At 69.2% G+C, this 13,468-nt stretch carries 9 protein-coding genes and 5 pseudogenes; 2 read left to right on the top strand and 12 right to left on the bottom strand.

Annotation, left to right across the window (positions count from 1 at the left end; all coding sequences use genetic code 11):
• Nucleotides 1-10 precede the first annotated feature (10 nt).
• From ccmD to yajC, 9 genes and pseudogenes are all read right to left on the bottom strand, one after another.
• Nucleotides 11-163, bottom strand: coding sequence for a heme exporter protein CcmD (ccmD, locus tag ABFB10_RS16295; protein ID WP_082055966.1), 153 nt, complete (start codon nucleotides 161-163; stop codon nucleotides 11-13).
• Nucleotides 163-910 (bottom strand): annotated as a pseudogene (ccmC, locus tag ABFB10_RS16290) (heme ABC transporter permease CcmC). The gene ccmD and the pseudogene ccmC overlap by 1 nt, the downstream one beginning before the upstream one ends.
• A 106-nt stretch (nucleotides 911-1,016) precedes the next feature.
• Nucleotides 1,017-1,673 (bottom strand): heme exporter protein CcmB, encoded by a 657-nt coding sequence (gene ccmB / locus ABFB10_RS16285; RefSeq protein WP_347167303.1) that lies wholly within the window; start codon nucleotides 1,671-1,673, stop codon nucleotides 1,017-1,019.
• Nucleotides 1,670-2,285, bottom strand: a pseudogene (gene ccmA / locus ABFB10_RS16280) (heme ABC exporter ATP-binding protein CcmA). The gene ccmB and the pseudogene ccmA overlap by 4 nt, the downstream one beginning before the upstream one ends.
• A gap of 132 nt (nucleotides 2,286-2,417) precedes the next feature.
• Nucleotides 2,418-2,771, bottom strand: coding sequence for an Mth938-like domain-containing protein (locus ABFB10_RS16275; protein WP_347167302.1), 354 nt, complete (start codon nucleotides 2,769-2,771; stop codon nucleotides 2,418-2,420).
• 9 nt (nucleotides 2,772-2,780) lie between these two features.
• Entirely contained in the window at nucleotides 2,781-3,533 is a 753-nt protein-coding gene (locus tag ABFB10_RS16270; protein ID WP_347167301.1) for a TSUP family transporter, read from the bottom strand.
• Nucleotides 3,526-4,494 (bottom strand): protein translocase subunit SecF, encoded by a 969-nt coding sequence (gene secF, locus ABFB10_RS16265; protein WP_347167300.1) that lies wholly within the window; start codon nucleotides 4,492-4,494, stop codon nucleotides 3,526-3,528. Before secF ends, ABFB10_RS16270 begins: the two co-directional genes overlap by 8 nt.
• Nucleotide 4,495: 1 nt before the next feature.
• A pseudogene (secD, locus tag ABFB10_RS16260) lies at nucleotides 4,496-6,157 on the bottom strand (protein translocase subunit SecD).
• Between the two features lie 58 nt (nucleotides 6,158-6,215).
• A complete protein-coding gene (gene yajC / locus ABFB10_RS16255) occupies nucleotides 6,216-6,503 on the bottom strand; it encodes a preprotein translocase subunit YajC (RefSeq protein ID WP_206563378.1) in 288 nt (95 codons plus the stop codon).
• A gap of 517 nt (nucleotides 6,504-7,020) precedes the next feature.
• Between yajC and serS the strand changes: the two are divergent.
• Nucleotides 7,021-8,311: pseudogene (serS, locus tag ABFB10_RS16250) on the top strand (serine--tRNA ligase).
• Nucleotides 8,308-9,021: a hypothetical protein gene (locus ABFB10_RS16245; protein ID WP_347167299.1), complete on the top strand. Its 714-nt coding sequence runs from the start codon at nucleotides 8,308-8,310 to the stop codon at nucleotides 9,019-9,021. The pseudogene serS and the gene ABFB10_RS16245 overlap by 4 nt, the downstream one beginning before the upstream one ends.
• A 557-nt stretch (nucleotides 9,022-9,578) precedes the next feature.
• Here the strand turns inward: ABFB10_RS16245 and der are convergent.
• The 3 genes and pseudogenes from der to ABFB10_RS16230 form a co-directional block, all read right to left on the bottom strand.
• Nucleotides 9,579-11,051, bottom strand: a pseudogene (gene der, locus ABFB10_RS16240) (ribosome biogenesis GTPase Der).
• 138 nt (nucleotides 11,052-11,189) lie between these two features.
• Nucleotides 11,190-12,524 (bottom strand): outer membrane protein assembly factor BamB family protein, encoded by a 1,335-nt coding sequence (locus tag ABFB10_RS16235; protein ID WP_347167298.1) that lies wholly within the window; start codon nucleotides 12,522-12,524, stop codon nucleotides 11,190-11,192.
• A 42-nt stretch (nucleotides 12,525-12,566) separates the two neighbouring features.
• On the bottom strand, nucleotides 12,567-13,223 hold the full coding sequence (locus ABFB10_RS16230; protein ID WP_347167297.1) for a tetratricopeptide repeat protein: 657 nt from the start codon (nucleotides 13,221-13,223) through the stop codon (nucleotides 12,567-12,569).
• Nucleotides 13,224-13,468: the final 245 nt, after the last annotated feature.

Here is a 13,468-nt window from a genome sequence, read left to right as displayed (position 1 = left end):
GACCGGAATCCTAGCCACGCTTCACCCTTTCCTCGACCTTCTCCAGATCCGCCCGCACGCGCCGCGCACGCCGCAGCGTCAGCGCCACCAGCGCAAGGATCAGCCCCAACGAGACGGCATAGCTGGACAGCACCGCAACCGCGTATTTCCCCAGTTCCGGCATCATGCCACCCGCTCCCGAGCCAGCAGCGCCCGCGTCCGACGGGCGCGGATCTCGGTCTGTGTCCGCAGCAGGACCAGCGCCACGAACAGCAGCACGAAACCCGCGATGCAGACGAACAGCGGCACCGCAAAGACGTTCGACACGCGCTCTTCGGTGTCCCCCGCGATGGCGCCCGCCCGCATCACGCTGGCGCCCTGGTGCAGCCCCTGGTTCCAGAAGTTCACCGCGTAGCGGCTGAGCACCGCGAAGACAGAGCCGACAAGACAGAGGATCGCGGTCAGATCCGCCGCCGTGTCGTCGCTCTCGATGGCTTCCCACAGGGCGATGTAGCCGAGGTAGAACAGGAAGAGGATCAGGAAGGAGGTCAGCCGCGGGTCCCAGTGCCCACCAGGTGCCCCACATGGGCTGCCCCCAGATCGCCCCGGTCGCCAGGGCGATGACGGTCATGACGGCGCCGATCGGGGCGGCGGCCCGCGCCGCCAGCGCGCTGACGTGATGGCGACGCACGATCCAGATCAGCGAGGCCACCAGCATCATCAGCCAGGCATTGATCGCCATCAGCGCGGCGGGCACATGCAGGTAGATGATCTTGACGGTGGACCCCTGCCGGAAATCGTCCGGCGTGAAGAAGAAGCCCCAGACAAGCCCCGTGACAAGGCACAGCAGCGCCGCACCGGACACCCAGGGCAGGATGTGGTCCGCGGTGCGGATGAACTTCACAGGATTGGCGTAGTCCCAGATCGACATGACTTTTCCTACTGCGGTCGCGCCTCCCCATACACCTCAATTCTCGGTGAGAGGCAACATCCCCGGCCCGCCCCCAAGGTCGCAGAGGCCGCGCCCGTCCCGGCCGCTAGCGCAGGTTGATCCGCAGCACGGCGGCGCTGGCAAAGGGCAGCACCGCGATGACCCCGCAGCTGATCCCCGCCAGCATCGCCAGCGGGGCAGAGACCGCCAACCCCTCGGCCCCGCGCCGTGCCACCTCTGCGCCGAAGATCAGCGTCGGCACGTAAAGCGGCAGCACCAGAAGCGACATCAAGAGACCGCCGCGCTTCAGCCCGACGGTCAGCGCCGCGCCGAAGGTACCGATCACCGACAACGCCGGGGTTCCCAGCGCCAGCGACAGGAAGACCCAGAGGTATCCCTCGACCGGCAGGCTCAGCAGCACCCCCAGCACCGGCGCCGCCAGCACCAGCGGCAGGCCGGTGGTGATCCAATGCGCCAGCGCCTTGACGCTGACGATCCCCTCCATCGGCAGCGGCGCCGTCGCCAGAAGGTCGAGAGAGCCGTCCTCCCAGTCCAGCGCAAGGATGCGGTCCAGCGACAGCAGGCAGGCCAGCAGCGCCCCGATCCACAGGACCCCGGGCGCGATCCGCGCCAGAAGCGTGGTCTCGGGCCCGACCCCGAAGGGCACCAGGACCGTGACGATCAGGAAGAAGGCCAGCCCAAGGCCGAACCCGCCGCCCGCCCGCACCGCCAGCGCCAGATCCCGCGACAGCAGCGCGATCACAGGAAGGCCTCGTCTTCCGCGGCAACCCCGGGCCGGGCGCGGAAGGGCGTCACGTCCAGCACCTCCGCCTCGGCCAGCCCAAGGTCGATATGCGTGGCCATCAGCGCCGATCCGCCCGCCGCCAGATGCCGCCGCACCGCCTCGGCAAACAGCGCGACCGCCCCCGCGTCCAGCGATACGGTCGGCTCGTCCAGAACCCAGACGGGCCGCCCCGTGACCGCCATCCGCGCCAGCCCCAGCCGCCGCTTCTGCCCGTACCGACAGGGTGCCCGCCAGCCGGTCGCCCAGGCCGGTAAGGTCGAAGCCCTCCAACGCCGCCCCGATATCCTTGGTCCCGAAAACCCGCGCCCAGAAGCGCAGGTTCTCCGCGACCGTCAGCATGGCCTTCAGCCCGTCGGAATGCGCCGCATAGGCCACCCGCTCCCCGGCGCCCTCGATCCGCCCCGACAGCGGCGGCTGCAAGCCCGCCACGGTGCGCAACAGCGTCGTCTTCCCGGCGCCGTTCGGCCCGCGCAGCACCAGCGCCCGGCCCGGGCGCAGCACAAAGCCCACCCCCTCCAGCACCGGCACGCCGCCGCGCGCCACACCCAGATCCGTCGCGATCAAATCCATGCCCAAGGGTTAGCCCAAGCCCGGCGGCCAGACCAGCCCCTTCGCCACGCAGAGACCCACATCAGGACAGGGACGCAACCCCCTGCTTCTTCTTGGTAAAAATACCCTGCGACAGGGCCTCGCGCCGGCGCGTCAGACCGGAAGCACCGCCAGCGCCACCCGCCGCCCTTCGGACAGCAGCACGTTGTAGGTCCGGCAGGCCGAGGGCGAGTTCATCACCTCCACCCCAAGCCCGGCCTCGTCCAGCGCGGCGCGCAGCGCGCCCGGCAGATAGGCCATCTCGGCCCCGACCCCGACGAACAGGACATCCACATGGCCCGCCAGCGTCAGCAGGCTGGCCGCATCCGACAGCCCGCCCCAGGACGCCTTGCCGCGCGCCCACAGCAGCATCGGCCCTTCGTGGACCTGCCCAGAGACCCGGAAGAAGCCGGGTCCATAGCCCTCGACAGGGGCCGCATCCTCGTAGGTGATCTCGTTCAGGCGCATGGCGGCACCCTAGCCCCAGACCGGCAGGCCCGACAAGGCCGCCAGCGCGATCAACCCATAGGCCGCGCCGCGATACAGCCCTTCGCGGGCCGGATCGAACAGCCGCCCGCCCAGCCAGTTGCCCAGCATGCCCGGCAGCCCCAGCAGCAGCCCCAGCAGCGCATATTCCGGCACCAGGTGGCCGAAGCCCGCCATCCAGCCGGTCAGCAGAAGGTCGAAGACAAAGAGATACAGCAGGATCGTCGCGCGTATGCGCGCGGGCTCCAGCGGGCGGGCCATGTAGAACAGGATCACCGGCGGCCCGGGCAGCCCCGCCACCCCGCCCAGAAAGCCCGAAAGGCCGCCGATCCCCAGCACCGCGCGCGGCGGCACCGGGCGGCGCCAGCGCAGCCCGGCCAGCAGCACCGCCAGCATGGCCAGCGCAAGGCCGCAGACGATCAGGCGAAAAAGCTCTGGCGGCACCCGGGTCAGCACCAAGATCCCCACCGGCAGAAGCAGGAAGGCCGACAGCGTCAGCCGCAGCAGGTCGGGCCGCTCGACCGAGGCCCGTGCCCGTCTCAGGTTCGGCAGCGGCGCCAGCAGCTCCATGAAGATCAGCGCGAGGATCGCCCCGAAGGGCGACAGGATCTGCGCCGCGACCGGCAGGAAGACCAGCCCCGTGCCAAAGCCGGAAAAGCCGCGCACCAGCCCCGCGGCGAAGGCTGCCGGTCCCAGCAAGGCCAGCCCCTCTGTCGCGAGGAGGCTGGCCCAGAGGTCAGGCATCGATGTTGCCAAACTGGTTGCCCTGCTGGCCCGGAGGCGTCGTCCAGTCGCGCTTGACCCCCAGCTTCAGCAGGATGATCGAGGCCACGAAGATCGACGAATAGGTGCCGACCACGACGCCCCAGATCATTGCGAAGACAAAGCCCCGGATCACGTCGCCGCCCAGCACGAACAGCGAGATCAGCGCAATCAGCGTGGTGAAAGAGGTCATGAAGGTCCGGCTGAGGGTCTCGTTGATCGAGAGGTTCAGCACCTCCTTGAGGTCCTTGGACTTGTACTTGATCAGGTTCTCGCGCACCCGGTCGAAGACCACCACCGTGTCGTTCAGAGAATAGCCCACGATGGTCAGCAGCGCCGCGATGATCGACAGGTCGAAGCGGATGCCGACCTCGGAGAAGATGCCGATGGTCAGCACCACGTCATGCACCAGCGCGATCACCGCCCCCAGCGCGAACTGCCATTCGAAGCGCAGCCAGATGTAGATCAGCACCGTCGCGATGGCCAGCGTCACGGCGATGGCGGCGGTCTGGATCAGCTCTCCCGACACTTTCGGACCCACCGATCCGACCGAGACGAAGCGGATGTCCTCGGCCACGCCCTGCAGCGCCGTGCGGGCCGTCTCGATGACCTCGGCACTGACCGCTTCCTCGCCGTCCTGCGCCTGGATGCGGACCATGGCGACGTTCTGGTCGGGACCGAAATTGGGGTCGTAGACCTCGGAGATCACCACGTCGCCAAGCTCCAGCGCGGCCAGCGCGTCGCGATAGGCCCCCACGTCCACCGGCTGCGCGCTTTCGGTGCGGATCGTCGTGCCGCCCTGGAAGTCGATGCCGTAGTTCAGGCCACGCAGGCCGAAGCTGACCAGCGCCATGACGATCATCACCACCGAGATGCCCAGCCACAGCGTCGGGCGGGCGAAGAAGTTCCAGTTGGTTGTCTCGGGAACCAGTCTCAGTCGCATCTCACACCTCGATCGTCTTGGGGCGGCGGCGTTCGAACCACATCACGATCAGCAGCCGCGTCACGAAGATCGCCGTGAAGACCGAGGTCAGGATGCCCACGCCCAGTGTCACGGCAAAGCCGCGCACCGGACCGGCACCCATGACGTAAAGGATCACGGCGGTGATGAAGGTGGTGATATTGGCATCGACAATGGCCGAGAGCGCCTTTTCATAGCCCAGTTCGATGGCGCGGGCCGGGCCGCGCGCGGTCTTCAGTTCCTCGCGGATCCGCTCGAAGACCAGCACGTTGGCGTCCACCGCCATGCCGACCGTCAGCACGATGCCCGCGATCCCCGGCAGGGTCAGCGTGGCGCCGAAGCTGGACAGGAAGCCGAAGAGCAGGCCGATGTTCAGGATCAGCGCGATATTGGCAAACAGCCCGAACAGCCCGTAGCTAAGCACCATGAAGACCAGCACCGCCGCGAAGGCCACCATGGTGGCGATCTTGCCCGCGTCGATGCTGTCCTGCCCCAGTTCCGGGCCGATGGTGCGCTCTTCGAGGAAGTCGAGCCCGGCGGGCAGCGCGCCCGCGCGCAGCAAGACCGCAAGGTTCGTCGATTCCTCGACGGTGAAATTGCCGGTGATGATGCCCGACCCGCCCGAGATATGGCTCTGGATGACCGGGGCCGAGATCACCTCGTTGTCGAGCACGATGGCGAAGGGGCTGCCGATATTGGCCGCCGTGTAGTCGCCGAACTTGCGCCCGCCCGAGGGGTTGAAGCGGAAAGAGACCGCCGGGCGCCCGTTCTGGTCGAAGTCGGGGCGCGCGTCGACCAGTTCCTCGCCGGTGACGACGGGCGCCTGTTCGAGGATGTAATAGACGCCCTCTTCATCCAGCGAGGGCACAACTTCGTTGCCGACGCCGGGATTGTCGTTTGCGCTGCCGGTGCGGCTGACAACCGGCTGGAAGGTCAGCTGCGCGGTGGTGCCGATCAGGTCCTTCAGTTCCTCGGGCAGAACCCAGCCCCGGCACCTGGATCAGCACGCGGTCGCCGCCCTGCCGCTGGATCGTCGGTTCGCGCGTGCCGACCTCGTCGATGCGGCGGCGGACGATCTCCAGCGTCTGTTGCAGGGTGCGTTCGTCGATGGCCTGCCGCTCTGCCTCGGAGAGGGTGACGACAAGGTCCGACCCGTCGCCGGAGACCTCGATGTCCCGTGTCCCCTGCCCGGTCAGCGAAACCACCGGGGTGGACAGCCCGCGCACCAGTTCGATGGCACGTTCCATGCCCTCGGGGTTCGAGATGCGCACGCGCAGCTCGTCGGGCGGCCCGTCCTGAAGGCGGATGGTGCCGACCGTGGCGCGCTCGTCCCGCAGGACGTCGCGGACCTCGGGCCAAAGCGACTCCATCCGGGCGGCATAGACGTCCGAGACCCGTACCTCGGCCAGAAGATGCGCGCCCCCCTCAGGTCGAGCCCGAGGTTGACCAGCCCCGACGGCATCCACGAGGGCCAGGCCGACGCCGCCTCGCGGTTTTCAGAGGTGTCGGCGCCGGCCTCGATGGCCTTCACGGCGTCATTGTGGCCCTCGACGCGGCCATAGAACAGGTTGGGCGCGGCAAAGGCGATCCCGACCACAAGGGTCGACCAGATCAGCACGCGCTTCCAGGTGTCGATTTGCAGCATCGAAGGCCCCTTTTCGGGCAGGTCTCGGGCTTGGCTTGGTCAGGTCCGCGAAAGGGCCTCAGCCCTCGGCGGGCTCGGTCTTGGACAGGACCTGCGCGACGGTCGACTTGACCACGCGAAGGCGCACGCCCTCGGCGACCTCGACCTCGATCTCGTTGTTGTCCTTGACCTTCGACACCTTGCCGATGATGCCACCCTGGGTCACCACCTGATCGCCCCGGCGCAGCGCCTCGACCATTTTCTGGTGGTCCTTGATCTTCTTCTGCTGGGGACGGATCAGCAGGAACCACATGATGACGAAAATCAGGATAAGCGGGACGAACTGGCCGAGTGCGGCGGGATCCATAGGGGTGCTCCTTTGTGGGTCTTGAACGTCTGTCGCCGCGCGGAAGATCCCCGGAGCGAAGTCGCGCGGAACCTATGCGCGCCGCAGGCCGGATGCAAGGCGCGCGGGGCGTTTTGAGGCAGGGCGCCATTGCCCGGGCGGGCGCCCCCGCCTTGTCCGTCCGGGCGGAACGCTGCGTCACGACCTCTGCGGGCCGCGGCCGGCGCAACCCGCGGATGTGTCTCCTGTACAGACCGGCCCCCCTGCGGTCCACCGCCACCCGCGCGGCGGCGGCGCCGCGCGGGTGGCCGGGTGGCGGCCCTTGCCCCGGCCAGCCGGGCCTTGCGCTCTTCGGGGATGCGGATCCGCCGCCCCCGCATGCCGGACCACAACCGCCGCGATCATCGCCGCCTCTGCCCGAGCGGCGCGGGACAAAAAGCCTGCCCTGTCCGGTGGCCGGCATGACCCGAGGCCCTACCCTCCGTTGATCGGATAGGGCATAAGTCCCGCGACTCGCGCCAGACTTTCGGAGGATACGATGCACGACATCCGCGCAATCCGCGACAATCCCGCTGCCTTTGATGCCGCCCTCTCGCGCCGGGGCGCCGCGCCGATGTCCTCCGAGGTGCTGGCGCTGGACGAGGCGCGCCGGACGGCGATCCACGCCGCCGAAACGGCACAGGCCGACCAGAAGCGCGCCGCCAAGGACGTGGGCGCCGCCAAGGCCAAGGGCGACGAGGCCGAATTCGAACGCCTGCGCGCGCTGGTGGGCGAGAAAAAGGCCGAGGTCGGCGCCATGCAGGACCGCGCCAAGGCGCTGGACACCCAGCTGACAGAGCTGCTGATGGGCCTGCCGAACCTGCCCTTCGACGACGTGCCCGACGGCGCCGACGAGGCCGACAACGTCGAGGTCAAACGCTGGGGCGAACCGCGCGCCTTCGACTTCACCCCGAAGGAACACTACGAGATCGCGGGCGTGGTGCCCGGCATGGATTTCGAGACCGCCGCGAAACTGTCCGGCGCGCGCTTCATGGTGCTGCAGCACGGCGTCGCCCGCATCCACCGCGCGCTGGCGCAGTTCATGCTGGACACCCATGTCGACACCAACGGCCTGACCGAGACATGGACACCGGTGCTGGTGCGCCCCGAGATGATGTATGGCACCGGCCAGCTGCCCAAGTTCGGCGAGGACAGCTACGAGACCACCAATGGCTGGTGGCTGGTGCCCACCGCAGAGGTGACGCTGACCAACATCGTCAACGGCGAAACGGTCGAGGCCGACAGCCTGCCCCGCCGCTACGTCGCCCATACGCAGTGCTTCCGCTCCGAGGCGGGCAGCGCGGGCCGCGACACGGCGGGCATGCTGCGCCAACACCAGTTCGAGAAGGTCGAGATGGTCTCGATCACCCGACCCGAGGACAGCCGCGCGGAACACGACCGCATGACCGCCTGCGCCGAAGGCATCCTCGAGGCGCTCGGCCTGCCCTACCGCACCGTTGTCCTCTGCACCGGCGACATGGGCTTCGGCGCGCGCCGCACCCATGACATCGAGGTCTGGCTGCCCGGCCAGGACAGCTACCGCGAGATCTCTTCGGTCTCGGTCTGCGGCGACTTCCAGTGCGCGGCGCATGAACGCCCGCTTCAAGGAGGCCGGCGGCAAGCCCGACTTCGTCCACACCCTGAACGGCTCGGGCCTCGCCGTGGGCCGCTGCCTGATCGCGGTGCTGGAAAACGGCCAGCAGGCGGATGGCTCGGTCGAGCTGCCCGCGGTGCTGCACCCCTACCTTGGCGGCAGGACCCGGCTCACCGCCGAGGGGACGCTGGCATGAGCGGAACGCGCGCGCGCCTCTGGGCGCTCGGCTGCCTGCTCGCGGCGCTGGCCTTCGCGGCCGCGCCGCTGCTTGTTCCCGGCTTCGGCGGCTTCGAGCCGGGCCAGTTCCCGGTACAGATCGAGGAACCGCCGGTCCAGCCCGCGGGCTACGCCTTCGCCATCTGGGGCCTGATCTACGCCTGGCTGATCGCCAGCACCCTCTTCGGCCTGCTGCGCCGAAGCGACGACATCGACTGGACGCCGATGCGACCGGCGCTTTTCGCAACGCTGGCGCTGGGGGCCACATGGCTGCCGGTGGCGGTGCTGACCCCGCTGGGGGCCACCCTGCTGATCTGGCTGATGCTGGCCGGTGCGCTCACGGCGCTGTTCCGCGTGGGCGACACCGACCGCTGGCTGCAACAGGCCCCGGTCGCGGTGCTGGCGGGCTGGCTGACGGCGGCCGCCTGCGTGGCGCTCGGCGTGGTGCTGGGCGGCTACGGCTGGCTGCCGCCGACCCCGGCGGCGCTTCTGTCGCTGCTGGTGGCGGTGGTGATCGCCGTCACAGTGCAATACCGCCTGCACCGGGCGCCGGAATACGGCATCACCGTGATCTGGGCGCTGGTCGGCGTGATCGTCGAGAACATGCAGCCCTTCAATGCCGCCGTGGCCGGGCTCTCGCTGCTCGGCATCCTGGCAATCCTCAGCCTGCGCGCCACCGACACGGAATAGGCGCGGGCACAAAGCCCCACGACCCTGGCCGCGATTGCCCGCCAGGGGATGGGTCGCACGGCCCCTGTCTCGCCCCCGCCCTTCCGGTGCCCATGCCCGGTCTCGCCCAGACGCCGGGCCCCGTCGGCTCCGAAACCGGCAAGGGCCGCCCCCGAAGCCTCGTCCTGCAACGGCAACCTGCCCCGCGCCGAGGGCGCCCCCGACCGCAACCACGCCCGGACCATCCGCGCCGAGCGCTTCCGCCGCGCCGGGCTCAGCCACGGCCACACGCTGACCCTGCAGTGGAGCGACACGGGTTTTCTACAGGATCATGGCCGACGGCCCGCTGCACACCACAGGGGGCGACGGCTAAGCCCTCGACCGGGCCGCGCCGACACCGGACCCCGTGCCCCGAAAGCCTCCCCTGCTTCTCTGGTCCCCAAATACCCTCGGGGCGCGCGCATGGCGCGCGGGGCAGAGCCCCGAAGCGGGGGTTTGGGGGCCAAAGCCCCCAAGAGTGAGAGCGCGCCGCAGGCGCCCCGCAGGTTTCGCTCTGTGCTGCCCCTGCTGCGGACCGCTCAGTCCTTCTTCTTCGGCAGCTTGCCCAGATGCTTCTTCAGCGCGCCCGCGTTCTTCTCGCGCCGCCCCTTGTAGGGGTTGCGGTCGCCCTGCCCGCGCATGGTCAGGCGGATCGGCGTGCCCGGCATGTCGAAGTCCTCGCGCAGCCCGTTCACCGAGGAAGCGCGAGTAGCTCTCCGGCAGCTTGTCGGGATGCGAACACATCACCACGAATCCCGGCGACGCGCGTCTTGGCCTGGGTCATGTAGCGCAGCTTGATGCGGCGGCCTTGCGGTGCGGGGGGCGGATGCCTCTGCACCATGCTCTCCAGCCAGCGGTTCAGCTGCCCGGTGGACACCCGCCGGTTCCAGACCGTGTAGGCCTGCATCACCGCCGCCTGAAGCCGGTCGAGCCCCTTGCCCGTGCGCGCCGAGACCGTCACCAGCGGCGCCCCGCGCAGCTGCGGCAAGAGCCGCTCGAAGGCCTCGCGCAGCTCGCGCAGCTTGTCCTGCTTGTGGTCCTCGGCGTCCCATTTGTTCACCGCCACGACCACGGCGCGGCCTTCGCGCTCGGCCAGGTCGGCAATCTTCAGGTCCTGCACCTCGAAGGGAATGGCCGCGTCCAGAAGAACCACCACCACCTCGGCGAATTTCACCGCGCGGATGCCGTCCGAGACCGACAGCTTCTCCAGCTTTTCCTGCACCTTGGCGCGGCGGCGCATGCCGGCGGTGTCGAAGATGCGCATCGGCACCCCGCCCCAGTCCATCCGCACCGAGATCGCGTCCCGCGTGATCCCGGCCTCCGGCCCGGTCAACAGCCGCTCTTCGCCGAGGATCTTGTTCACCAGCGTTGACTTCCCGGCATTCGGGCGGTAGACGACCGCCACCTGCAGGGGCTTTGTCGGCGTCGGCATCGGGACCGAGATCGTCATCCTCGTCGATCTCGTCGGGCACGGCCACGTTCGTCTCGGGCGCCTCTTCCGCGGCCCGCGCCTCGAAGCCGTCCGACAGCGGCAGCAGCACCTGGTACAGCTCGTCCAGCCCCTGCCCGTGTTCCGCCGACAGCCGGATCGGCTCTCCCAGGCCCAGCGAATAGGCCTCGATCACGCCGCCGTCCGCGGTAGGCCCCTCGGCCTTGTTGGCGGCAAGGATGACGTGCCCGGCGCGGCGGCGCAGGATCTCGGCAAAGACCTCGTCGTCGGGCAGGATGCCCGCGCGGGCGTCGATCAGGAACAGGCAGATATCCGCCTCTTCCACGGCACGCTCGGTCAGGCGGCGCATCCGGGCGGGCAGCGAGTCGTCGGTCTCGTTCTCCAGACCGGCGGTGTCGATGACGGTGAAGCGCAGGTCGGCCAGCCGGGCCTCGCCCTCGCGCAGGTCGCGGGTGACTCCGGGCTGGTCGTCGACCAGCGCAAGGCGCTTGCCCACGAGGCGGTTGAAGAGCGTCGACTTGCCCACATTGGGGCGGTAGGCGATGGCGAGAGAGAAGGACATGCGGCGCTCCGGCGGATCAGACCCGCCGCTTAGCGCATTTCCACGCACGAGGGAACCACCCGCGCGCACCTGTCGCCCCGGGGCGGCAAAAGGCCCTGCGCAGGGCCTTTGAAAAAGCGCCTTCGAAGGCGCTTTACCTCACCGATATGCGTGCAGGACGCCCTTGCCGGAGACGACGTAGAGCGTGCCCCCCGCGACCACGGGCCGCGTCGTCGCGCCGCCGTCGATGGGCACGCTGCCCACCAGGGCGCCGCTTTCGGGCGCGAAGGCCCGCAGATAGCCGTCCGAGCCCGCCACGATCAGCCGGTTGCCCGCGAGGATCGGGCCGAGGTTGGCATAGGCTTCGCTGCGGCGCTTGTTGGGGTTGCGCTTGGTCTTGTAGCCCGGAAGGTCGACCGCCCAGACCTGCTCGCCGGTCGCCGCGTCCAGCCGGATCAACTGGTTGCGGTCCGAGACGAAGAAGACGGAGTCGCCCGCCGGCCAGAGCGGCCCCAGCGCGCCCTCGCGGGCCGTCCACTTGCGTTCGCCGTTGTACAGCCCCAGCGCCACGACGCGACCGGCGTGGTTGCCCGCAAAGACCGTCTCGCCCGCGATCAGCGGGTCGCCGGTGATGTCGTTCACGGTGGAGATGGCAAAGCCGTTGCGGCGCCCGAGAATGTCGGCGTTCCAGACCCGCAGCCCGCCCTGCCGCAGCGCGCCCTGCAGGGTTCCGCTGCCGAAGGAGAAGATCACATGCGTGTCGCCGATCGCCGGGGCGGGCGCCCCCGCGACGTTGTTGATGTTCTCGGCCCCGTCGATCTGCCAGCGCACGCGCCCGGAATCGGCCTCCAGCGCCCAGCCGGTCTGATCGCCCGATGTCACATAGACCACGCCATCGCGGTAGGACGGCGCACCGGTGGCGGTATTGCCCAGATCCTGCTTCCAGAGCTCGCGCCCCGTCGCCGGGTCCAGCGCCACCAGCATGCCGAAGCCCGAAGAGACGTAAAGCGCCCGGTCGCTGACCGCCAGACCGCCGCCCTGCGCCTGGATCGCCTTGTCGCGCAGCGGCGTCAGGTCATGTTCCCACAGCGTGCCGCCACCGGTCGAGGTGGCCCGCACGACATGGGCGGAATCCATCGTGAAGACGCGGTCGCCGCCGACCACCGGGTCGACGTTCAGCCGGTTGCGCCGCGTGTCGCCGCGCCCGATCGAGGTGGCAAAGACCGGCTGGAAGCGCCCCGAGAAGGCCGCATTGGTCACCCGCGCGTGCGGCGAGACACCGCTTTGCGCCCAGGAGGCGCTGGCGTTCTGGCCCGGAAGCGCGATGGCCCGGGCGACATTCGGCCCGGGGGTGTCGATATCGCCGCCACCACGGGTCTGAAGCACGTCGCGCACGTTCAGGCGCTCGCCGCCCAGAACCGTGTCGCGTTCGGTGCAGCCCGCCAGCGCCAATGCGCCAAGCGTCGTCAGGATCATCGCCTTGTGCAAAGCCATCGTGTTCTGCCCTCTTGCCTCTCGTTCCCGGTTGCGCTGCGATCAGCTTTCGGGAACCGTGCCACCCAGCGCCACAATCAACTGAGACGCCCTGCGGCGCAAGCCCGCCGTCACCTCTGCATCCTCGATGATGCGTGTCAGGCGCGCCTGCGCGGCCTCGGCATCGCCCGCCTCGACCTCGATCAGGGCCAGCTGTTCCTCGGCCAGCAGGCGCAGCGGCTGCCCCGCGACGGCCAGCGCCTCGAACCCGCTGCGGCGGTCTTCCAGCGAAACCACCTCGGCCCCGCGGGTCAGCGCCTTGTAGCGGGCGATCTGGCGGTAGATCGACGGCACCTCGGTATTGTCGGCCACCGCCTGCAGGCGGGCCACGGCCTCGGCATCATTGCCGGCGCTGCCCTCTTCGGCGGCGATCAGCATCTGCAGGATGGCCTCGGCCCCGGTCGCGCCGCCCTCGACGCCTTCCAGCGCCGCGATGCGCGCGGCCTCGTCGCCTTCGTCCAGTGCCGCGAGAATCTCGTCACCAAAGCTCTGCGCCGCGCGCTCTTCCGAGGCGATGCGGAACTCGCGCCAGGCGGTTCCGCCGACGATCAGCAGCACCAGCGCCACCGCGATCCAGCCGTATTTGCGCATTGCCGCGAAGAGCTTGTCGCGTTTGACCTCTTCGGTGACCTCGTCGATGAAACTGTCGGTGTCGCTCACCCTTTGGCCTCCCTCTGGCGCGGTTTGCCCCCTCTTACACAGGCGGGCGGCGGGTGCCAAGCGGTCATCTCCGGCGCCCCGGTCCACGGCGGAATCGCTCGCAGACCACATCGAAAAAGCGCCCGGACGCGGCATCTGCGTGGCAATACTGTCGGAAACTGTCAGTTTCGTGCCGTTGCGACAACCGGCACGCTTGCGCGGTGATGCAAAGCCCCCTAAAAACTGAACCATTCGGTTCAGAGGGG

It is taken from the genome of Ponticoccus litoralis (assembly GCF_039769985.1).
In the GTDB taxonomy this organism is placed as follows: Bacteria; Pseudomonadota; Alphaproteobacteria; order Rhodobacterales; family Rhodobacteraceae; genus Ponticoccus; species Ponticoccus litoralis.
The sequence above is the reverse complement of the archived record's forward strand: the minus strand, read 5'-3'. Positions and strand labels throughout refer to the sequence as shown.